The 22,545-nt window shown below is 32.8% G+C and carries 20 protein-coding genes; 13 read left to right on the forward strand and 7 right to left on the reverse strand.

Features of this window, described 5'->3' with window-relative positions:
• Window positions 1-139 precede the first annotated feature (139 nt).
• Together ACZ5CF_RS08600 and ACZ5CF_RS08605 are read left to right on the forward strand one after the other, a co-directional pair.
• Entirely contained in the window at window positions 140-2,584 is a 2,445-nt protein-coding gene (locus ACZ5CF_RS08600; protein WP_464578879.1) for a DUF5916 domain-containing protein, read from the forward strand.
• A 44-nt stretch (window positions 2,585-2,628) separates the two neighbouring features.
• Window positions 2,629-3,288 carry an ABC transporter ATP-binding protein gene (locus ACZ5CF_RS08605; protein ID WP_464578880.1) on the forward strand — a complete coding sequence of 220 codons (660 nt, stop codon included), beginning with the start codon at window positions 2,629-2,631 and terminating at the stop codon, window positions 3,286-3,288.
• Here ACZ5CF_RS08605 and ACZ5CF_RS08610 read toward each other — a convergent pair whose 3' ends face one another.
• Window positions 3,289-4,101, reverse strand: a complete 813-nt coding sequence (locus ACZ5CF_RS08610) for a methyltransferase domain-containing protein (protein ID WP_464578882.1) — start codon at window positions 4,099-4,101, stop codon at window positions 3,289-3,291.
• A 71-nt stretch (window positions 4,102-4,172) separates the two neighbouring features.
• Here ACZ5CF_RS08610 and ACZ5CF_RS08615 point away from each other — a divergent pair, with 71 nt between their 5' ends.
• The 6 genes from ACZ5CF_RS08615 to ACZ5CF_RS08640 all read left to right on the forward strand — a co-directional run bounded on the left by ACZ5CF_RS08615 (window position 4,173) and on the right by ACZ5CF_RS08640 (window position 10,713).
• The gene (locus ACZ5CF_RS08615) at window positions 4,173-4,937 is read left to right on the forward strand and encodes a TIGR02757 family protein (RefSeq protein ID WP_464578883.1); all 765 of its coding nucleotides are present in this window, start codon (window positions 4,173-4,175) and stop codon (window positions 4,935-4,937) included.
• Between the two features lie 37 nt (window positions 4,938-4,974).
• A complete protein-coding gene (locus tag ACZ5CF_RS08620) occupies window positions 4,975-6,465 on the forward strand; it encodes a S10 family peptidase (protein WP_464578884.1) in 1,491 nt (496 codons plus the stop codon).
• A gap of 85 nt (window positions 6,466-6,550) precedes the next feature.
• A complete protein-coding gene (locus tag ACZ5CF_RS08625) occupies window positions 6,551-8,476 on the forward strand; it encodes a BatA domain-containing protein (protein ID WP_464578885.1) in 1,926 nt (641 codons plus the stop codon).
• Window positions 8,473-9,726, forward strand: coding sequence for a dihydroorotase (locus tag ACZ5CF_RS08630; protein WP_464578886.1), 1,254 nt, complete (start codon window positions 8,473-8,475; stop codon window positions 9,724-9,726). Before ACZ5CF_RS08625 ends, ACZ5CF_RS08630 begins: the two co-directional genes overlap by 4 nt.
• 8 nt (window positions 9,727-9,734) lie before the next feature.
• Window positions 9,735-10,052, forward strand: coding sequence for a hypothetical protein (locus tag ACZ5CF_RS08635; protein WP_464578887.1), 318 nt, complete (start codon window positions 9,735-9,737; stop codon window positions 10,050-10,052).
• A 1-nt stretch (window position 10,053) separates the two neighbouring features.
• The gene (locus ACZ5CF_RS08640; protein ID WP_464578888.1) at window positions 10,054-10,713 is read left to right on the forward strand and encodes an alpha/beta hydrolase; all 660 of its coding nucleotides are present in this window, start codon (window positions 10,054-10,056) and stop codon (window positions 10,711-10,713) included.
• 7 nt (window positions 10,714-10,720) lie between these two features.
• On the opposite strand, the gene ACZ5CF_RS08645 is transcribed toward ACZ5CF_RS08640, so the two are convergent.
• The 4 genes from ACZ5CF_RS08645 to ACZ5CF_RS08660 form a co-directional block, all read right to left on the reverse strand.
• Window positions 10,721-11,107, reverse strand: coding sequence for a response regulator (locus ACZ5CF_RS08645; RefSeq protein ID WP_464578890.1), 387 nt, complete (start codon window positions 11,105-11,107; stop codon window positions 10,721-10,723).
• Window positions 11,088-12,476, reverse strand: coding sequence for a sensor histidine kinase (locus tag ACZ5CF_RS08650; protein WP_464578891.1), 1,389 nt, complete (start codon window positions 12,474-12,476; stop codon window positions 11,088-11,090). The genes ACZ5CF_RS08645 and ACZ5CF_RS08650 overlap by 20 nt, the downstream gene beginning before the upstream one ends.
• A gap of 70 nt (window positions 12,477-12,546) precedes the next feature.
• Window positions 12,547-13,050, reverse strand: coding sequence for a hydrolase (locus tag ACZ5CF_RS08655; RefSeq protein WP_464578892.1), 504 nt, complete (start codon window positions 13,048-13,050; stop codon window positions 12,547-12,549).
• Between the two features lie 3 nt (window positions 13,051-13,053).
• Entirely contained in the window at window positions 13,054-13,818 is a 765-nt protein-coding gene (locus ACZ5CF_RS08660) for an MBL fold metallo-hydrolase (protein ID WP_464578894.1), read from the reverse strand.
• Window positions 13,819-13,907: 89 nt separating this feature from the next.
• Between ACZ5CF_RS08660 and ACZ5CF_RS08665 the strand changes: the two genes are divergently transcribed.
• Window positions 13,908-15,362, forward strand: a complete 1,455-nt coding sequence (locus tag ACZ5CF_RS08665) for a nucleotidyl transferase family protein (RefSeq protein WP_464578896.1) — start codon at window positions 13,908-13,910, stop codon at window positions 15,360-15,362.
• A gap of 35 nt (window positions 15,363-15,397) precedes the next feature.
• On the opposite strand, the gene bcp is transcribed toward ACZ5CF_RS08665, so the two are convergent.
• Window positions 15,398-15,856 carry a thioredoxin-dependent thiol peroxidase gene (gene bcp / locus ACZ5CF_RS08670; protein ID WP_464580846.1) on the reverse strand — a complete coding sequence of 153 codons (459 nt, stop codon included), beginning with the start codon at window positions 15,854-15,856 and terminating at the stop codon, window positions 15,398-15,400.
• Between the two features lie 47 nt (window positions 15,857-15,903).
• On the opposite strand from bcp, the gene nth reads away from it, so the two are divergent.
• A complete protein-coding gene (nth, locus tag ACZ5CF_RS08675) occupies window positions 15,904-16,566 on the forward strand; it encodes an endonuclease III (protein WP_464578897.1) in 663 nt (220 codons plus the stop codon).
• A gap of 225 nt (window positions 16,567-16,791) precedes the next feature.
• Here the strand turns inward: nth and ACZ5CF_RS08680 are convergent, their stop codons facing one another.
• The gene (locus tag ACZ5CF_RS08680; protein ID WP_464578898.1) at window positions 16,792-17,373 is read right to left on the reverse strand and encodes an RNA polymerase sigma factor; all 582 of its coding nucleotides are present in this window, start codon (window positions 17,371-17,373) and stop codon (window positions 16,792-16,794) included.
• A gap of 246 nt (window positions 17,374-17,619) precedes the next feature.
• Between ACZ5CF_RS08680 and uvrA the strand changes: the two genes are divergently transcribed.
• The 3 genes from uvrA to ACZ5CF_RS08695 all read left to right on the forward strand — a co-directional run bounded on the left by uvrA (window position 17,620) and on the right by ACZ5CF_RS08695 (window position 22,510).
• The gene (gene uvrA / locus ACZ5CF_RS08685) at window positions 17,620-20,415 is read left to right on the forward strand and encodes an excinuclease ABC subunit UvrA (RefSeq protein ID WP_464578899.1); all 2,796 of its coding nucleotides are present in this window, start codon (window positions 17,620-17,622) and stop codon (window positions 20,413-20,415) included.
• A gap of 123 nt (window positions 20,416-20,538) precedes the next feature.
• Window positions 20,539-21,153 carry a hypothetical protein gene (locus tag ACZ5CF_RS08690; RefSeq protein ID WP_464578900.1) on the forward strand — a complete coding sequence of 205 codons (615 nt, stop codon included), beginning with the start codon at window positions 20,539-20,541 and terminating at the stop codon, window positions 21,151-21,153.
• Between the two features lie 151 nt (window positions 21,154-21,304).
• Window positions 21,305-22,510: a hypothetical protein gene (locus ACZ5CF_RS08695; protein ID WP_464578902.1), complete on the forward strand. Its 1,206-nt coding sequence runs from the start codon at window positions 21,305-21,307 to the stop codon at window positions 22,508-22,510.
• Window positions 22,511-22,545: the final 35 nt, after the last annotated feature.

Genomic DNA, 22,545 nt, shown 5'->3' on the forward strand with positions numbered 1-22,545 from the left:
ATAATAAAATTTCTGTGAGTATAAACAGTATTGGTAGGTGGTACTCTTTTTTAACTTTTACTTAATACTATCTACCAAAATATAAAAGTAGGTTTGTAGCTTAAAACCAATTAAAATCAAACTCAACTAATCAATTGTCATGCGAAAGCGTTACTTAATTGTTTATTATTTACTTTTTACTTTCTGCATTACCTTATATTCTCAAGAAAAAAAATCTGTTACAATTAATAAAACAAATACTCCTCCTAAAATTGATGGTATTTTAGATGATGATGTTTGGAAAAATACACAAGAAATAAAAGATTTCATTCAGTTTACGCCCACAATGGGATTGCCCGAAAAAGAGCATCAAAAAACCATTGTTAAAATGGCTTACGATGATAAAGCAATTTACGTTGCAGCATATTTATATGACAACCCTGATAATATAGTTAGACAGTTTACCAGTAGAGATAATTTTGGTGTTGCAGACTTTTTTGGTGTAGTTTTTAATCCAAATAACGATGCTTTAAATGATATTCAGTTTTTTGTAATGAGCTCCGGCACTCAAGCAGATGCTGTGGCGTCCCCCGAAAACGGGGAAGATTTTGGCTGGAATGCCGTTTGGGACAGTCAAATTAAATTGGTAGATGATGGTTGGGTGGTAGAGATGAAAATACCCTACGCTGCTCTTAGATTTCCAAAGCAAGAAGAACATATTTGGGGGATTCAGTTTCACAGGCATTTTAGAGCTACAAGAGAGCAATACTCATGGAATCCCATAGATAGAACCAAGGGAAATATTGGTTTATATCATGGTGAACTTAGAGGTATTAAAAACATAGACCCTCCCGTAAGGTTAAGCTTCTACCCTTTTACCAGTACTGTTTTGCGTTCTTTTGATGGCGAAACATCTGAAGATTTTAGTGTAGGATTAGATGTGAAATATGGTATTAGCGAAAATTTTACGCTAGATGCAACACTAATTCCCGATTTTAGTCAGGCAGGTTTTGATGATGTTATTCTAAATTTAGGTCCGTTTGAGCAACAATTCTCAGAACAGCGTCAGTTTTTTAAAGAAGGTGTAGACTTATTTAACAAAGGAAATTTATTTTACTCCAGAAGAATTGGCAACACTCCGGTTAACTACAGCGAGGTAGAAAATCAACTTCAAGACAATGAGATTGTTACAGACAACCCGGATAAAGTTAAAATGCTAAATGCAGTAAAAGTATCCGGCAGAACAAAAGGAGGTCTTGGTATTGGTGTTTTTAATGCCATAACCGAGAAAACACAAGCCACCATTAAAGACACCCTAAGTGGTACCACCAGAAAATATACTACAGAGCCACTGGCTAACTACAATATTTTGGTGTTAGACCAACAGTTTAACAAAAATTCATCTGTTGGTATTTTAAATACAAATGTTACCCGAAATGGCAATTTTAGGGATGCTAATGTAACTGCATTACTTTTTAATTTGGCAAACAAAGCAAATTCATACTCTTTAATAGGCGAAGCAAAATTAAGTGCTATTAACGAAGCAGAGGGGTTTATAAATGGCTTCAGTTCTCGCCTATCGTTTAGAAAAATTAGCGGTCAATATCGTTTTGGGCTTACACACCGATTGGCTGATAAAAAATATGACATAAATGATATGGGTATTTTGTTTAGAAATAATTACAATAATTTCTCAGCCAATTTTTCATATAGAATATTTGAACCAACACAGCGCCTAAATAATTTTAGAATTAACTTTTGGGCAAACTATAGACAGCTTTTTAAACCAAATACATATACCGGTAATAATATAGGACTGAATGTATTTGCACAAACCAAAAAATTAAATGCATTTGGAGGTAATTTAAATGCAGCTATTGGTAAACAATACGATTATTTTGAGCCCAGAACAGAAGGTAGATTTTTTGTGTTTGAGAATTTTGTAAATGCAAACACCTGGGTATCTACTAATTACGATAAAACTTTTGCTATAGATGCTAATATTGGTGGTGCAACATTATTTGAAAAAGGCAGAGACTATTTAAACTATTGGTTTGGAATTGGTCCTAGAATACGTTTTAACAATAAGTTTATAACCAGTTACAACTTTAATTACAGAAAAGAAAACGGAGACAGAGGCTACGTAACCACAAACGATACCGATATTATTTTTGGAGAACGAGACCAAAAAACTATAGAAAATACCCTTTCAGGAAACTATAATTTTAATCCGTTTCATACCATTAGTTTAAGTTTCAGAAACTATTGGGCTACAGTAACGTACAAAGAAGATTTATTTGTTTTGCAAGAAAACGGAACACTTAAAACAGATAGCAGATATACTACTAATACTGTTGAAGATCCTAATATTAATTTTAGTGTTTGGAATTTAGATTTACGATATTCTTGGCAATTTGCTCCCGGAAGTCAACTATCTGTTTTATACAGAAATCAATTGTTTAACTCTAACACTCAATCTACCAAAACCTATTTTTCTACACTTAAAGAACTTTTTAATCAATCTTTTGAGCATACCTTATCTGTTAGGATAGTGTATTTTATTGATTACAATCAAATTAAAAGCATCTTTGAAAGAAAATCTTGATATTGTTATGCTAATTAGCTACTTTCACAGCTCATTTTAAGCGTATGATTACAGCAAATAACCTTCATAAATACTACGGTAATTTACACGTTTTAAAAGGTGTTAGCTTACAGATTAATAAAAGTGAGATAGTATCTGTAGTTGGTCCGTCTGGTGCCGGAAAAACTACATTACTTCAAATTCTAGGCACGTTAGATGTTCCATCAAAAAACAACGATACTTCATTAATAATAAACAATACAAATATTACCCAACTGTCTGACAAGCAACTTGCTAAATTTAGAAATGAGCATATAGGTTTTATTTTCCAATTTCATCAACTTTTACCTGAATTTACTGCTTTAGAAAATGTTTGTATTCCGGCATTTATAAAAGGAACACCTAAAAAAGAAGCCGAAAAAAATGCCCTACAACTTTTAGATTTTTTGGGGTTATCACACAGACACAACCATAAACCATCTGAATTGTCCGGTGGAGAACAACAACGCGTAGCTGTTGCAAGAGCCTTAATTAATAAGCCTTCGGTTGTTTTAGCCGATGAACCCAGCGGAAACTTAGATTCTGAAAGTGCAGAAACATTACATAACCTCTTTTTTAGTTTACGTGATGAGTTTAAGCAAACTTTTGTTATAGTAACGCACAATGTAGAACTTGCAAATATGGCAGACAGAAAGCTAACAATGATAGATGGCCGTATTGTATGATTACACTTTTTCGGCAATAACCTCAAACATTAACGGACAACAAATTGTAGCATTTTCATCTGCTTTTAAAATATCTAATTCTTTAAGAGCTTGCTGTGCTTCTTGTTGTTGCAGGTAATTCATTTGAGCAAGTTTATTAAAATATATTCTGTAAAAAGTTTCCGGCCATTGCCATGTAAAAGTTTTTGGTGTGGCAATTTTGCTCATAGGCCTTACGCTTAGTACTTTAAAACCTATTTTGTGGAGCATATTAGGCAAATAACGACCTACATCTATTTCTCCTTCTTGATCTTTAAAACTTTTTAAAGCAGCATTTATAGCTTTTGTAAGTGCTGGTAATTTAGGTTCTGTTTGGTGTGTAGACCAATCATAATATTCGTGTAAAACTATTTTTCCGCTTTTTTTTAAAGCTGTTTTTAAATTTTGCAAAACTTCTTCTGGGTTATTTACCCACGCTAAAGCCCATCTGGAGTAAACACCATCTAAGGTATTTTCAGGAAGCTTTAAAACTTTAATATCCGAATGAATTGTTGTTATATTTAACCCATACTTTTTTGCAATATCATTTAGAAAATTCAAGTATTGTTCAGACTTATCAACTCCTATCACTTTTCCCGTATTTCCAACAATATAAGCCAGCTCTTTTGCACAATAACCCGGTCCGCAACCTAAATCTAAAATTGTATGACCGGCTGTAAAGCCAGCTGCTTTCCATCCTTTATGTGCTTCAGAAGACCAAACCTGGTGTTGTATCCCTAATCTGTGTAACTCGTCTTGTTCTGTTCCTAAAATATATGCGTTTTGCTCTGCCATTACAATAAGTGTTACGTTTAAATTAAGTATTTAATATCTTAGCTTTACTAATTGCAAAATACCATTTTTTTTTGAAGCTAATAGAGTTAAAAGAGTTTTTAGACACTAAGGTAGAAGCTTATAATAACCCAAAATTTATTGCATCAGACCCTATTCAGGTACCGCATCAATTCACAAAAAAGGAAGATATAGAAATTGCAGCTTTTTTAACTGCAACTATTGCTTGGGGTAACAGAAAAAGTATAATAAAAAACGCCCATAAAATGATGCAGTTAATGCAGTTAGAGCCTTTTGAGTTTGTAATGCATCATACCCCAAACCAATTAAAAGATTTAGAAAGTTTTGTTCATAGAACTTTTAACGGACAAGATTTTGTTCAGTATGTAAAAAGCCTGCATCATATTTATAAAACTTATGGAGGTTTGGAGCGTGTTTTTACAAAATTTGCCGAGCCAAACTCATTACAAAACGCAATAGCAAAATGCAAAGAACTCTTTTTTGAGATAGACCATTTACCCAGATCTAAAAAACATTTTTCAGACCCAAGTAAAAATTCTGCAGCTAAAAGAATAAATATGTTTTTAAGATGGATGGTTAGGAAAGATAATTCCGGAGTAGATTTCGGAATATGGCAAAGCCTCTCTCCTGCCCAACTATCTTGTCCGTTAGATGTGCATTCGGGGAATGTTGCTCGAAAATTAGGATTGTTAACCAGAAAACAAAACGATGCTAAAGCTGTAGCAGAATTAGATGCTAACTTAAGAAAATTAGATGCACAAGATCCTGTTAAATACGATTTTGCCTTATTTGGATTGGGCGTTTTTGAAAAGTTTTAAAACAATTCGTTATTTTTAAAGCACTAAATAATTTTATATGCAAATTAAATTAACTTCTACTCTTTTTGCAGCATTTTTTATTGTCGCTATCAGTATTGCTCAAGAAAGAGTTTTGCCTGCAGATACTACTGTGGTTAGCAATCATCAAGTAACCATAAACGGTAAAAGAATTCAATATAAAGCAACAACAGGAACGCAACCCGTTTGGGATGAAAACGGCAAACCTATTGCCTCTTTATTTTACACCTACTATAAGCGTACCGATGTAAATAATACTGCTCAACGACCTTTGGTAATGTCTTTTAATGGTGGTCCGGGCTCTGCTTCTGTTTGGATGCATTTAGCATACACCGGCCCAAGAATATTAAAAATTGATGACGAAGGATATCCGGTACAACCATATGGCGTTAAAGAAAATCCGTATTCTATTTTAGATGTAGCAGACATAGTGTATATAAACCCTGTTAATACCGGATATTCTAGAACTATTCCTCCAAGTGGGAAAGAAGTAGATAGAAGTAAGTTTTTTGGAATTAATGCAGATATAGCCTATTTAGCCGATTGGCTTAACACATTTGTAACCCGCCATAACAGATGGCAATCTCCAAAATTTTTAATAGGCGAAAGCTATGGAGGCACAAGGGTTTCAGGGCTTGCTTTAGAGTTGCAAAACAGACAGTGGATGTATTTAAATGGAGTAATATTAGTATCTCCGGCAGATTATAAAGTACTTAGAGTTGGCGGTCCGGTATCGTCTGCTATAAATTTACCCTACTTTACGGCAGCTGCATGGTATCAAAAAGCGCTGCATCCAACCCTGCAACAAAAAGATTTATTAGAAATTTTACCCGAAGTAGAAGAATATGCTATAAATACGCTTATTCCTGCATTAGCAAAAGGAGGGTTTATTTCTGCCGATGAAAAAGAAGCAGTAGCAGAGAAAATGGCTTATTACTCAGGCTTATCAAAAAAAGTAATTTTACAACATAATTTAGATGTTCCTACCCGATTTTTCTGGAAAGAACTCTTACGTGATAAAGGATATACAATTGGTAGGTTAGATTCAAGATATTTAGGTATTGATAGAATAGATGCCGGTACAAGTCCGGATTACAGCGCAGAGTTAACTTCGTGGCTACATTCTTTTACCCCGGCAATTAATTATTACATTAGAGAACACTTAAATTTTAAAACAGATATAAAATACAACATGTTTGGCCCTGTGCATCCGTGGGATAACAGTAATGATAATACCAGAGATAATTTACGTCAAGCAATGGCACAAAACCCTTATTTAAAAGTATTATTCCAGTCTGGATATTATGATGGTGCTACTACATATTTTAATGCTAAATACACCATGTGGCAAATAGATCCTAGCGGAAAATTAAAAGATAGATTGAGTTTTAAAGGATACCGAAGCGGACATATGATGTATTTACGAAAAGAAGATTTAGAGGCAGCCAATAATCATTTAAGAGAATTTATTTTAAATGCGTTGCCTAATGGTAAGTCGGCTAAATACTAATAGTAAAAAGCTGTTATCAAAACCTTAAATTTCTTGTAATAGTAAGCAAAACACGTATCTTTGGCTAAAGCATATAAAACAGCTTATGCAGTTTAATAATCCTCAAATTCTTTGGGCTCTTTTACTATTACTTATTCCTGTAATTGTACATCTTTTTCAGCTTAGAAGATTTAAAAAAACACCTTTTACCAATGTAAAGCTACTGCAAAGTATTAGCATTCAAACAAGAAAGAGCAACCAACTAAAAAAATGGTTAATACTTTGCACACGACTTTTGGCGCTGGCTGCTATTATTTTAGCGTTTGCACAACCTTATATTGGCTCAAAATCTAATAATACCTCTAAAAACTATATTTTTTATGTAGATAACTCTTTTAGTATGCAGGCTAAAGGAGACCGAGGTGTTTTGCTTGAAAGAGCCATACAAGATCTTATTTCTACCCTACCTAAAAATCAACCTGTTACTGTATTTACGAATGATTCTGAATTTGTAAATCAGGATTTAGAAACTATTAAAAACAAACTTTTAAAAATCAATTATACCTACAAGCAATTAACATTAAACGAAATTACTCTAAAAGCTAAACAATTATCAAATAATACTGAAAACAGCAATTTGGTTGTAATATCAGATTTTCAATCAAGCATAATAGATAATATAGAGTCCTTAGACTCTTTACCGGTAAACACACAATGGGTTGCTTTATCTCCTAAACAAAACATAAATTTTAGCATTGATAGTATTTTATTAGATAGCACAGACCCAATTACATGGCATATACAACTATTTGTTTCTGCCAATAAAAAAACTACAGCAGTTATTCCTGTTTCTTTGTATAATAGTGATGTTTTAATGGCAAAATCTGCTGTTACTTTCTCGAATAACAACAAAGGGCAAACCACATTTTCTATACCTGCAAAAGCTATTATTAAAGGGAAATTTTTAATTGAAGATGATGCGCTGCAATATGATAACTCGTTGTTTTTTGCATTAAACTCTCCGGAGCAAATTAATGTGTTGAGTATTAATGAAGCTGACGATACTTTTTTAAGAAAAATTTATGCAGATAAGCAGTTTAACTACTCTTCTTATAACTATAACAACGTTGATTATAACGTTTTAACAAACCAGCAAGTAATCATTTTAAACGAATTAAAAACCATCCCGCAAGCTTTATCTAATATATTGTATACTGTTTTCTCTGAAGGATGCAATTTAGTTATTATCCCAAATCCTGAGGCAGATGTTAAAGTTTACAACACCTTACTGAGACAATTAAATATGCCCTTACTGAAAAATAAAATAGAGGCAGAAAATAATATAACTACCATTAGTTTTAATCACCCCTTATACAAAGGTGTTTTCGAGAAAACAGTTAAAAACTTTCAATACCCAAATGTTTTATCATATTGGGCACTTACTAGTAACCGCGAGTCTACACCACTTATTTTTCAAAATAATCGCCCGTTTTTAGCAGTTAAAAATAATTGCTTTTTATTTACGGCTTCGCTGCAAAATAAGTATAGCAATTTTACTCAATCGGCTCTGGTAGTCCCAACATTTTACAATATTGCCAGTTTAAATTTAATGGTTAATAAACTATACTTTACTATGGGAGCAGATAGTAAAGCCAATATTAAAGTAAAACTTAATAAAGATAATGTAATCATCTTAAAAACAGACAGCTATAGCTTTATCCCACAACAGCAAATAAATGCAAATAGTGTTACTTTATTTTTAGAAGAGCACCCTGAAAATGCTGCTGTTTATACTGTAAAAAACAACGAAAACAACATTCAGTATTTAGCGTTAAACTACGCTCGTGATGAAAGTAAGTTATCATACGCAAACATTAGCCAAATACAAGCCGGCAATGTATTTAATACCATCCCTGATTTTTTTGAAGCTGTAAAAAAAGAAAATAGTGTAAACGAGCTTTGGAAATGGTTTGTTATTTTTGCATTGGTATTTTTATTAATAGAAGTACTTTTATTAAAATTTTTTAAATGAATCTTCTCTTAAAATCTGCTACTGTAGTTCAACAAAACAGTCCTTTTCATAAACAAGTAGTAGACATTCTGATTGTAGATGGTCTTATTAAAAACATAGCTAAAAATATTGAGCCGGATACTAATACCAAAGTAATAGCCTTAGAGAACCTTCACGTTTCCGGTGGCTGGATAGATACTAGTGTAAGTTTTGGAGAACCCGGTTTCGAAGAGCGTGAAACAATTAAAAATGGTTTAAAAACTGCTGCTAAAAGTGGATTTACGCAAATAGTTTTAAACGCCAACACTAATCCTGTAATAGATACTAGTTCTGATATCACTTTTGTTAAAGAAAAAGCAAAAGGGGCTGCAACTTCTTTGCTGCCTACCGGAGCACTAACTGTTAAAAGTGAGGGTAAAGATTTGGCCGAACTTTTTGATATGACAAATGCCGGTGCTGTAGCTTTTTCTGATTACCAAAAACCTATAGAGAACGCCAACTTGCTCAAAATAGCATTATTATACACACAAAGTTTTAACGGATTGGTATGTTCTTTCCCGTTAGAAAAAAACACAGCAGGTAAAGGAATTGTTAATGAAGATAAAGTTACTACACTACTAGGATTAAAAGGTATTCCAACAATTTCTGAAGAGCTTCAAATAGCTCGAGATTTACAAATATTAGAATATACAGGAGGTAAACTGCATATCCCAACAATAAGCACTTCAAAAAGTGTAGCTCTTATAAAAGAAGCAAAACAAAAAGGACTGGATGTAACATGTAGTGTAGCAATACATAATTTGTATTTTACCAGCGATGCTTTGAATAGTTTTAACACAAACTTTAAGGTTTTACCACCTTTACGTACCGAGCAAGATTGTAAAGCATTGCAAAAAGCCGTAAAAGATGGTACAATAGATTTTGTAACATCAGATCACAACCCGATAGATATAGAAAATAAACGCGTAGAATTTGATTATGCCTTATACGGCTCTGTTGGGTTAGAAAGTTGTTTTGGTGCTTTAAATAAACTATTTGGTACAGAAAAAACAATAGAAATTCTCACTAAAGGAGCAGATAGATTTAATGGTGAAGAACCTGAGCTAAAAGTAGGAGCTAATGCTAATCTAACATTGTTTAATCCAGATAAAACCAATGTCTTCACAGAAAGTAATGTGTTTTCTACCTCTAAAAACGCTATGTTCTTAAACCAAGAACTTAAAGGCATTGTTTACGGAGTAATAAACAATAATATATTAGAACTTAATTAAAAGTTACTATGAGTGATAAAAATAACATAAATGCTATTATTGCTTACTTGACTATTTTTGGCGCTATAGTTGCAATTATTTTTAATGCTGAAAAAAACAATGCTTTTGCAAGAAAGCATATACGACAAGCATTTGGGCTTCATCTATGCTTTTTCCTTATAGGCTATTTTGTTTCTATGTTTAACTCTTGGCCGGCTACATTAGGTTTTTGGATTTTCTTTTTTACCCTCTGGCTTTACGGTTTTATAGGTGCAATAAGCAAAAAAGAGCATCTTGTACCGTTTTTGGGTAACTATTTTCAGCAATGGTTTACTTTTATAAAATAAAATGGACACAAAAACATTACCACTACATCATTTAATCAGAAAACCGAAAAAAGACATCTCTAATGCCCCTGCTCTATTTATGTTACATGGGTACGGAAGTAATGAAGAGGATTTATTTTCTTTTGCAAACGAGCTACCGGATGAGTTGTTTATAATTTCACTACGAGCCCCACTTACATTAATGCCTTTTGGGTATGCGTGGTATGCTATACATTTTGATGCTCAAGACGGTAAATGGAGCGATGATGAACAAGCAAAGCAAGCTAGAGATGTAATTGCACAATGCATAGATAATGCTATTGACCAATATCCGATAGATAAAAATAATGTTACACTTTTAGGCTTTAGCCAAGGTACTATTTTAAGCTTAGCAGTAGCATTAACATATCCTGAAAAAGTTAAAAATGTTATAGGGTTAAGCGGATATTTAAACTCTGCTATTATACCTGAAAATTTGTCTGAAAAAGATTATTCGCATTTAAATATGTTTATTTCTCATGGTAGCGTAGATCAGGTAATTCCGGTAGATTGGGCCAGAAAAACAGCCCCATTTTTAAAACAACTTGATATTATGCACGAATATAAAGAATATCCGGTTGGACATGGTGTAGCGCCACAAAACTTCTATGACCTTAACGAATGGCTAAAAAAGCATTTATAGCTTATAATTAATATAGATTATGCTTTTTTAATATTTCAATAAACCCCTCTTTCTGAAGGGGTTTTTCTATAAATTCTAATACCAAAGTATTTGCATTAGCCTTTTCTTTATCTCTGGTATCTATAGATGAGCTCAACATTAATATTGCAGGCTTAAAATTAGCCTTGAGCGTAAGTTCAGATAGCTCTTCTAAAAACTCAAAACCATCCATAACCGGCATTTTAATATCTAATAATATTAGTAGTTTTTGTTTGTTGTTATGAGTTTCTTGTAACCAATGTAGGGCTTCTTTGCCATTTGTTACAACAACAGGAGTTATACCGGTTAAATTAACCAGTAATTTTTTTGTGATAAGCTGGTCTATTGGGTTATCTTCAACTATTAATATTACCATTGTAATACGGTATCGTAAGTGTTATGGTGGTTCCTTTTTGGTAGGTAGAGTCTATACCAATTTCTCCTTTCATGTTTTCTACAGTATCTTTTACTATATATAACCCTAACCCTACTCCAGTTTGAGAGTGATTTCCGGAATAAAACATGCTAAACACCTTTTCTAGATGTTCTTGTTTAATTCCTATACCATTATCTTTCACCGTAATAATAATAACCTCTTTTTGTTTTTTAGAGGTAATGGTAACAATTGGTTTTTCTTTTGTTTCATCGCTGTGTTCTATAGCATTTGCTATTAAGTTACTAAGTACAATTCTGAGCCTTACTTTATCGGCTTTAAAAGCATTTAATTCTAATTCTTTTACAAACTCAATTTGTTGTGCTTTTTTACTAAAGCGCAAATCGTTTAAAATCTCATCTAACAACTCATTAAAATTAACCGGGACAATTTTAGATTCTAAACGTTTATTTTTGGAATATGAAAGTACTTTTTTAATATAATCGTCTTGACGCTGTAAACTTTCTTCTATCATTTTTAAATATTCCGGTAATTCATCCGGATTTAAATCGTGCTTCATTAAATCTACCAGCCCCATTATTGATGTAATTGGAGCTCGTAAATCATGAGAAACACTGTAAACAAATTTATCTAACTCTAAGTTAGCTAGTTGTAAATCGTTATAACTTTTCTTTAGGTTTTCTTCTGATTTATTTAGTTTGTTTATAATGAAAATAAAGTATAAGCCACCACCAAAAACAATAATTAAAACAAACAGACCATTAGCTATAAATAGCGTTTTCTCTACGCTTCTGCTAATTTGGCTAAGCTCATCAGAAAATAAATACTGAATTACAGTAAGTTCTTTATTGATTTCAAGAATATCTGTAGCATAAGCATCTGCACTATTTTTGGATAATTGATTATTTTTTATTCTAATTCTAACCTTTTCGCCTAATTTTTCTAAGGCTGTTAGCAAGGGGTTACCTCTTTCTACTAATTCCGTTAAATCGTTATAGAATGCTTGGCCTTTAAAATTTTTATAAAACCAAACATAATTATCAAGGTCTTCTACCCTATGATGCCCTTTTATTAAGGCTTGCTTTAACTGATGTTCGTCTGCACCAGATAGCAACTTTACTCTAAACTCTCTAGTTCCTATAGCGTAGTCTAAGTTTTTTTTATAGAGCTCCCAGGTAGATTCTTCATTATCATACAAATAAGCTAATAAATAAATAGCTGAATTTTTTTGGGCTTTAGCAAAAGTAGATTCGGCGTTAATATAAGTTCTAACACCAGATGTAGTTTTAATAGTGTAATAATTAAAAATAACAACCAGTAAACTGCCCAAAGATACGAGCAGAATAGACAAACTATTTCTTTTTATAAAATGTAAGCTTGGGGGCATACTTTTTAATTATTGTGTAATAATACTAAATTAATTAGTTAATATCACTTTTAGCATAGAGCAAATAATCTAATACTGTAAAATTTATTCCTAAATCGTCTTTTAATTCGTATTTTATAAATAATTCTCCCCAATGTTTTCCATCAGAGAAATCTGCAATAATCCACTTGTGGTTTAACACTTTAATTTTATTAAGCTTCATTGGGTTACCTGTCATGCCATCAAACGGAACTAACGGATTATTCCCCTTTGTCTCGTTGGTTTCTAAAAGCTTATCTGTTATATAGCCGGTTGGGTTATCTAAATTTAAATGATCAAAATATGAGAGAGCATCATCATTATTATCTAAATCAAAATACTGTAAATCTAAGTTATTCATAAGCAAGGTTTCGGTAGAGTCTTGCAGTTTTGCTACTTCTTTTTCTAGTTTTTTTATAGTGCGATCTTGTTCTTTAAAATAATTGCTGCTACTTACATACTGAAATAGTGCAAATAATACTGCAAAAAAGAACAAATACATGAATATTTTTTGTTTCATAAACTATAAAGTAATTTGAAGATTATCGTATGCTAAAAAAACGTTTTTTGGTAAATTTTGTTGTACTTCTTCATGAAAACCCATTAAATGACTAATATGGGTTAAATATGCCTTTTTGGGTTTTATTTTTTTAATGAAATCTAAGGCTTCTTGTAGGTTAAAATGAGAATGATGCGGCTCTTTTCTTAAGGCGTTTACAACCAGTACTTCTAAATCTTTTAGTTTAGCACATTCATTGTCTTCAACAGTTTTTGCATCAGTTATATAAGCAAAATTATCTATCCTGTAACCAAATACCTGAAGCCTGTTGTGCATTACATTTATTGGGGTTACCAGTTTATTGTGTAGCTTAAAGGGCACATTATTTATAACCTCATTTACTTTTACTGCAGGCGCTCCCGGATATCTATCTTCATCAGCAAATATATAATCAAACCTACGCTCAAGACCTTTAATAACTCTTTTATGGGCATATATTGGGATGTCTCCTTGCCTAAAGAAAAAGGGTCTAATATCATCTAGTCCTGCAGTGTGGTCTGCATGTTCATGCGTAAATAAAATACCGTCTAAACGCGTAACATTGTGTGTTAGCATTTGTTGCCTAAAATCCGGACCACAATCTATAACATAAGTAAAATCATCCCATTGTATCATGGCAGATACTCTAAGCCTTTTATCTTTTTTATCTGCGCTTAAACAAACAGGATGATTACTGCCAATTACAGGAATTCCTTGTGATGTACCTGTGCCTAAAAACGTAACTTTCAAAACAGCTAATTTTTGTCAAATTTATCATTTATTTGGGCATTAGGTCAACTAATCTTTTTAACTTTGCTCTAAAATAAAATAATTCAACTATGTCAATTGTTTTAAAGGGAGATAAGGAGTTTGAAAATATACCCTCTCTCAAAGCAAAAGCACTGAGAATTAATTTAAACGAAGACATTTACGGTACCTTTGCAGAAATTGGTGCAGGACAAGAAACTGTACGTCATTTTTTTAGAGCCGGTGGTGCATCTGGAACTATTGCAAAAGCTATGAGTGCTTACGATAAAGCCTTTAGTGATGCAATTTATGGAGCTGAAGATGATGGAAGGTACGTAACCGAAGCTCGCTTAAAGAAAATGCTCTCGCACGAGATGCAGCTTATGGAAGAACGTATCTCTAGAGAAAAACACCCCAACAAACTATTTTTTGCCTACGCAAACACCGTTGCTACTATAGATTTTGCAAAAAAGTACAAAGGGCACGGTTGGGTTGGAATTAGATTTCAGGTAGACCCTAAAGAAGACTACAACGAGATTATATTACATATTCGTTTTAAACAAAACGAAGCACGATTACAACAAGAAACACTTGGTATTGTTGGTGTAAACTTAATTTACGGTGCGTTTTATAAGCATCATAAGCCTAAAAATTTATTACGTTATTTATACGATCACATAGATAAAGACACCATAGAGATTGATATGGTGAATTTCTCCGGACCTAGATTTAAAGATGTAGACAACAGATTAATGAGTTTACAACTTGTTAGAAACGGCATGACAGATGCCGTAATGTTCGGTCCGGATGGTAACAATATTCTTCCTGCTGCACTACTTTATAAGAAAAATATTTTAGCCCTACGCGGAAGTTTCAGACCGGTTACCAAGGTTAACATGGATATGTATCAGCGCTCATACGAAATATTTATAAGAGAAAACCGCGTAGAGGAAGAAAACACTCAAGTAATTTTCGAAATCACGCTCTCTAACCTTAAAGCCGAAGGAGAAATAGATGAGCAAGACTTTATGGATAGAGCCAAACTGCTTTGCTCTCTGGGGCAAACAGTAATGATCTCTAACTTTAAAGAATATTACCGCTTGGTTGAATATTTCTCTAACTATTCTAAAAACCGTATGGGATTAACCATGGGGGTAAACAATTTAGTTGAAATATTTGATGAGAAATATTATCGTCATTTAAGTGGTGGAATTCTCGAAGCCTTCGGTAAACTCTTCTTTAAAGATTTAAAAGTTTACTTATACCCAATTAAAGATCCTGAAACAGGACAATTAATAACCAGCAACAACCTAAAAGTACATCCAAGAATGAAAGAGCTTTACAAGTTCTTTAAATATAATGGTAAGGTTGTAGATATTTTTGATTTTGATCAAAGCGTACTTCATATTTTCTCTAGAGAAGTGCTTAAAAAAATTGCTAATGGTGATGATGACTGGGAAGATATGCTACCAAAAGGTGTTGCCGAAATAATCAAAGAAAAACAACTTTTTGGCTATTCGCCATCAAAAGAAAAAGTAACCGAATAAAAAGAAAAAGCCCCTCAAAAGTGAGGGGTTTTTTGTTATGCTTCTTCTAGTATTTGAGCTGCATGATCTTTAGTTTTTACCTTTTCAATTACGCGTTCTACAACACCCTCTTCATTAATTATAAAGGTCATTCTATGAATACCGTCAAAAGTTCTTCCCATAAACTTTTTAGGTCCCCAAACACCAAAAGCATTAATAACATCTTTATTCTCATCGGCTAACAACGGAAACGGAAAACTATATTTTTGTTTAAAGTTTGCCTGTTTTTTTTGGCTGTCTGCACTTACGCCAAGTAATTCATATCCTTTTTCTTTTAATTCGGTATAATGATCTCTTAAATTACATGCTTCTGCTGTACATCCGGGAGTATTTGCTTTTGGGTAGAAGAAAACAACTAACTTTTTCCCTTTGTAGTCAGACAAAGAAATAGTGTTACCCTGATCGTCTTTTACACTAAAATTCGGAACTTTATCACCTACTTTTAATGGTTGTATCATAATTTTGTTTTTTTATTTTAAATCCTCTCAAAATTAAGCATTAAATGACTAAAGCCGAAAAAGTAACATTTGTAATTAATACTTTAGAAGAATTATATCCTAAGGTTCCAATCCCACTAAGCCATAAAGACCCATACACACTTTTAATAGCTGTTTTATTATCTGCGCAAAGCACAGATGCAAGGGTTAACCAAATAACACCTATTTTATTTGATAAAGCAGATAATCCGTATAAAATGGTTAAGCTTTCTCAAGAAGAAATTAAAGAAATTATAAAACCCGTAGGATTGTCTCCGATGAAATCTAAAGGAATTTATGAGCTTTCTAAAATATTAATTGAAAAGTATAATGGAGAAGTTCCTGCGGATTTTGATGCTTTAGAAGCGTTACCAGCTGTTGGTCATAAAACTGCAAGTGTAGTTATGGCACAAGCTTTTGGTATTCCGGCATTCCCGGTAGATACTCATATTCACAGATTAATGTACAGATGGGGTTTAAGTAATGGTAAAAATGTAACTCAAACCGAAAAAGACGCCAAAAGGCTGTTTCCTAAAGAAAAATGGAACAAATTACATTTACAAATAATTTATTACGGTAGAGAATATTCTCCTGCAAGAGGATGGGATTTAGAAAAAGACATTATAACCAAAACGATCGGGAGAAAAAGTGTGATTAACGAATATTATAAACAAAAAAAAGCCCGTTAAAAACGGACCTTTATTTTAGTTCAAAATAGTTTCAAACTGTAGTTTATTATACTTAATAACACTTAGAGCTTTTGAATAATCCAGTAGAAAACGTATTGTTTCTTTTTTAGGGAAAGCAACAAAAGTCTTCGACGAATCGTAAGAGTAAAATTTAGCCATAATCTTGCCTTTTTAAATTTAGTTATTGCTATAACGGCAAGGTTATGGCTTTTATTGTACAGAATATTAATTTGTTAGCACAATATTGTGCTTTTCTATAATTTTACGTAAGTTAATTAATGCGTAACGCATTCTTCCTAAAGCAGTATTTATGCTTACTCCGGTAGCTTCAGAGATTTCTTTAAAACTCATTTCTCTGTACATACGCATAATTAAAACTTCACGTTGATCGCTCGGTAATTCATCGATTAATTTTCTAACATCGTTTTCTACCTGATTTTTAATGATTTGTTTTTCGGCGTTTAAACCAGAATCACTAATAACAGAGAATATATTAAAGTCGTCATTCCCTTCAAATTTAGGCATACGAGAATTTTTTCTAAAATGGTCTATAACCAAGTTGTGAGCAATACGCATAACCCACGGAAGAAATTTACCTTCTTCGCTATACGAGCCTTTTTTAAGGGTTTTAATAACTTTAATAAATGTGTCTTGAAAAATGTCATCAGCAATATCTCTATCTAATACTTTAGAAAAGATAAAACTGAAAATGCGCTGATTGTGTCTGTTGATTAAAACTTCAAGGGCAGATTCATCTCCCTGGATGTAGTTTTTAACAAGAACTGAGTCGTCTAAAAATTGATTCATACCACTACTTTTTTTAGGTTAATATGGGTACGTTTCCAATTAAGGAAATCGTACAGATTTGGGCTTAATTAAAAAAGTAGTTGTATGCTATAGGCGTAGATTTTTTGCTTAATAGTCTTCAAATATAATAAATCTCATTTCAAAAATCCAAAAAAAATTTACACTTTTTTAACATTATCAATTAGTTAGCCCTTGTTTTTAATTCGTTTTTAATAATAGTATCTTTGCAATTTTACTACCTAAGGTATGACAGATATAGCTCAATTAAATCCAAAAGAAAATATAATAATTAAAGGCGCTAAGCTTCATAATTTAAAGAATATTGATGTTGCAATACCCAGAAATAAATTGGTTGTAATAACCGGTTTATCGGGTTCAGGAAAATCTAGTTTAGCCTTCGATACGCTCTACGCAGAAGGACAAAGACGTTATGTAGAAAGTTTGTCGTCGTATGCCAGACAGTTTTTAGGAAGGTTAAACAAACCTAAAGTAGATTATATTAAGGGGATTGCGCCGGCAATAGCTATAGAGCAAAAAGTAAATGCAACCAACCCACGTTCTACCGTAGGCACTACAACAGAAATTTACGATTATTTAAAGCTTTTGTTTGCAAGAGTTGGTGACACCTTCTCTCCTATTTCAGGCAACTTGGTAAAAAAACATACGGTTACAGATGTTGTAAATCATATCACGTCTTATTCTGAGGGCACCAAACTATTGTTGCTTTCTTCTGTTCATATTCCTGAAGATAGAAGTGTGTTGCAGGCTCTTAAAATTTTATCGCAACAAGGTTACGCAAGAATAAAATACAAAGGAGAAATTATTAGAATATCTGATATAGATAGTGAGATTGAGCATGATTTTTATTTAGTTGTAGATAGAATAGTTGTTCAACACAACGAAGATTTTAATAATAGACTTGCAGATGCTGTAGATACCGCTTTTTTTGAAGGTAAAGGAGAATGCTTGGTAGAAGAATTATCTACAAACACCATACATACATTTAGCAATAAGTTTGAATTAGACGGAATACAGTTTTTAGAACCAAACACACATTTATTTAGCTTTAACAATCCGTATGGGGCTTGCCCTAAATGTGAAGGTTACGGAGACGTAATTGGTATAGATGAAGATTTAGTTATACCTAATACCGGGCTTTCTGTTTTTGAAAACGCTGTTTTTCCGTGGCGTGGCGAAAGTATGAGTTGGTATAGAGATCAACTTGTAAACAATGCTTATAAATTTAATTTCCCAATTCATAAACCTTGGTATGAACTTACCGAAGAGCAAAAACAATTAGTTTGGGATGGGAACGAATATTTTATAGGGTTAAATCAATTTTTTAAAGAGTTAGAAGAGAAAAGTTATAAAATTCAAAACCGAGTAATGCTATCTCGTTATAGAGGTAAAACTAAATGCCCGGAATGTAAAGGAACTCGGTTACGTAAAGAAGCTAATTATGTAAAAATTAATGGCAAAACCATCACAGAATTAGCTAACATGCCTTTAAAGGAGCTTAGTTTATTTTTTAAAAATTTAGAACTTTCAGAATACAAACAAAAAGTAGCTAAGCGCTTACTAAAAGAAATTAATAACCGACTTGAGTTTTTAGCCAATGTAGGATTAGATTACTTAACACTTAACAGAAAATCTAACACGCTATCTGGCGGAGAATCTCAACGTATTAATCTGGCTACCTCGCTCGGAAGCAGTTTAGTGGGTTCTATGTATATTTTAGATGAACCCAGTATTGGTTTGCATCCTAAAGACACCGAAAAACTTATTAGGGTTTTAAAACAATTACGTGATTTAGGTAATACCGTTATAGTTGTAGAGCACGATGAAGAAATAATGAAAGCAGCCGATGTGATTATAGATATTGGCCCGGAGGCCGGAACTTATGGTGGTCGTGTAGTTGCCTCCGGAGATTACGCTACTATTATAAACGCTAACACGTTAACAGCAAATTATTTAAGTGGTAAGGAGCAAATCACTGTGCCGGAAAAAAGACGAGACGGTAAAAACCATATAACTATTGTAGGTGCCAGAGAAAATAACTTAAAAAATATTACTGTTACATTCCCGCTAAACAGGCTTACTGTAGTTACCGGTGTTTCCGGTAGTGGCAAAAGCACGCTCGTAAAAAAACTGTTATACCCAATTATACTAAAAGAAACCGGAGGTTATGGTGAAAAAGCCGGAGAATACACTAAAGTAGAAGGCAAATACAGTACTGTAAAATCTGTAGAATTTATAGACCAAAATCCAATAGGGCGCTCATCTCGGTCTAACCCGGTAACATATATTAAAGCATATGATGACATTAGAAACTTATTTGCTTCGCAAAAATTAGCAAAGCTAAGAGGCTATAAACCCAAACATTTTTCGTTTAATGTAGATGCCGGACGTTGTGAAACTTGTAAAGGTGAAGGCGAAGTTACCATAGAGATGCAATTTATGGCCGATGTACATTTAGAGTGCGAAACCTGTAATGGGAAGCGCTTTAAAAAAGAAATCTTAGAAGTTACTTTTGAAGACAAAAACATAGACGATATATTAAATCTTACTATAGACGATGCTATTGCATTTTTTAGAGCCCACAAACAAGATAAAATAGTTGGTAAATTGCAACCTTTACAAGATGTCGGGTTAGGGTATGTAACATTAGGGCAATCTTCTTCTACTCTTTCCGGTGGTGAAGCCCAGCGTATTAAGTTGGCTTCTTTTTTAATAAAAGGAAACACTAAAGACAAAGCACTTTTTATTTTTGATGAGCCAACAACAGGTCTTCATTTTCACGACATTAAAAAACTTTTAAACTCCTTTAATGCCTTACTTGAAAAAGGGCACTCTATAGTAGTTATAGAGCACAATTTAGATTTAATTAAATGTGCAGATTATATAATAGATTTAGGTCCGGAAGGTGGTAAAGAAGGTGGTTATTTAGTTGCCGAAGGTACTCCGGAAGAAATAGCTCAAAACCCAAACTCATACACAGGCAGTTATTTAAAAGAAAAACTACCTATGCTGCAATTAAAATAATCATCTGATTATTAGGCAATTACATATAACTGAAATTTTTTGGCACGTTGTTTGGTTTTAATTACGTGTAGCGTAAACCACTTAAATGTGGCAACGTAAGTAGTAACCCAAAATTTTTCAGTTATGAAAAAAATTGCATTATTAATTACAGCTTTGCTCCTGGTAGGAACAACTGTAACAGCACATCAAAAAGAAAACAAAAAAGGTATTGTTAAAGATGGGTTCACATTACGCTATCGTTATGCACAACCGGTGCATTTTGTTGAGCGCGGTGTTGAATTTTTTATCTACCCAAATGGAGAGATAGCTTTCAATACTCAAGCATTTGTTAGAAACCATTATCCTAACAGAAGAAATCCATTTTACGATAAATCAACAAGAAGATGGTACAATAAATCTAGAAATGTTCCGGTTTTTTACAACCGTTTTGGAGAAGTTGTTAGAGTTGGTAATGTAGCTATTGCTTACAATAAATTCGGACAAGTAAGGCGTGTGGGTAATGTGTGGGTATCTTATGATAGACGTGGCCTTGTTCACAAAGTTGGTGGTTTATTTGTAAGGTACTCTCATAAAGGCAAGTTAATTAAAAGGCATGGCTATGTAAACAGAAATAGTATTTGGTATAATAAACATGTATATAGAAAAAGACATAAAATGGCATATATAAACACTAAAAAGTTAAAGAAGAATAGACATATAATAAATAGACACTTTGATGATGATTACTTTGATGATTAATCTACATTAGTTTTGGTTGGTTGGTAAAAGCCTCAAGTATTTGTAAAACAAAGCTTGGGGCTTTGTTTTTTAATAAATAATAATGTTTGGCACGCTGCTTGATTATTAATTATTACCCAACCAATTATTGTTAAACTTAAAATACAACACTATGAAAAAAACAATCTATTTAATCGCTTTACTTGTTGTTGGTGGGTTGGGAATACCTTCTGTAAAAGCAGCAAACAATAGTTTAAAAGTTAATTCATTTATAAACGGCAATTCGTTTGTGTTTGTAGAAGATGGTATTACGTTTTCTGTATACCCAGATGGTGAGTTTGATTTTTTTATAAATGATAGAGTAAATAATTTACACTTAAATGCAAACGTAGGCAATGTTAATATAACTTTTAACTCTGGTTATAACTACGATCCTTACGTTCAGTATGATGACTATGGTGCTGTAATTCAAGTAGAAAATGTACCTATTTATTATGATTATTACGGAAGAGTTTCTCAAATAGGAAGTGTAAACATTTTTTATAATAACCGTCGTGTAGTTAGAATCGGTGGTATGTTTATTCATTATAATCCTTATGGAGCCTTTAGTCACTACACCGGTTATATAAACGTGTACAATAGGTATTATGTTTACAGACCGTGGTATAGGTTTTTTGTACGCCCTGCTTTTGATTTTTGTTTAGTTAGTTATAGGCCTTATAGAAGATATTATACCCCTGTTAGATATACTTACTACAGACCCTACAGGCAAAACTTTAGAAGAGCTTATGTTAAAGTAGGCAGACCTTATAGAAACCACAATAAAGTTCATAGAAGAGATGCTATTTACAGAAATGATAAGCGTGTAACCAGAAGAGATTACAGAGCTAACAACAGAATAAACAGCCGAACGAATGCCAGAAGTGTTAACAGAACAAGGCTAAGACATGAAAAGGCTAATTCTAATGCTGTTAGAAGCCAGTCTAGAGCACCAAAAAAAGACATTACTAGAAACAGTAGACAAAAACAAAGAGAGTATACTGTAAATAGAACTAGAACACAAGTTAATAATAACAGAGGTTATTCGGTAAATAGAACAAGAACGCAAGCTAAAAATAACAAAGGTATTATTAAAAGCAGACAAAAAACTAGTAAAGCAGTTAGACCAAACAATAAGGTTAGACAGCGTGATTATGCACACAATAAATCTAACAGAAGTGTACCAAAGGTTAAGCATAGAAAACAAGTTTCAAGAAAAGCTGTTAGTAGTAAACCTTATAGAAGCTCGTCTAAAAAAAGTACAAGAATTAGTCAGTCACGAACAAAAAAATCTGCATCATCTAATAGAAGCAGATCACGTTCAAGAAATAGAAATTAAACACTCACTATAAGTTAAACGTTTTTTGGTTGGTT

The sequence above is a fragment of the Lutaonella thermophila genome (assembly GCF_055387725.1).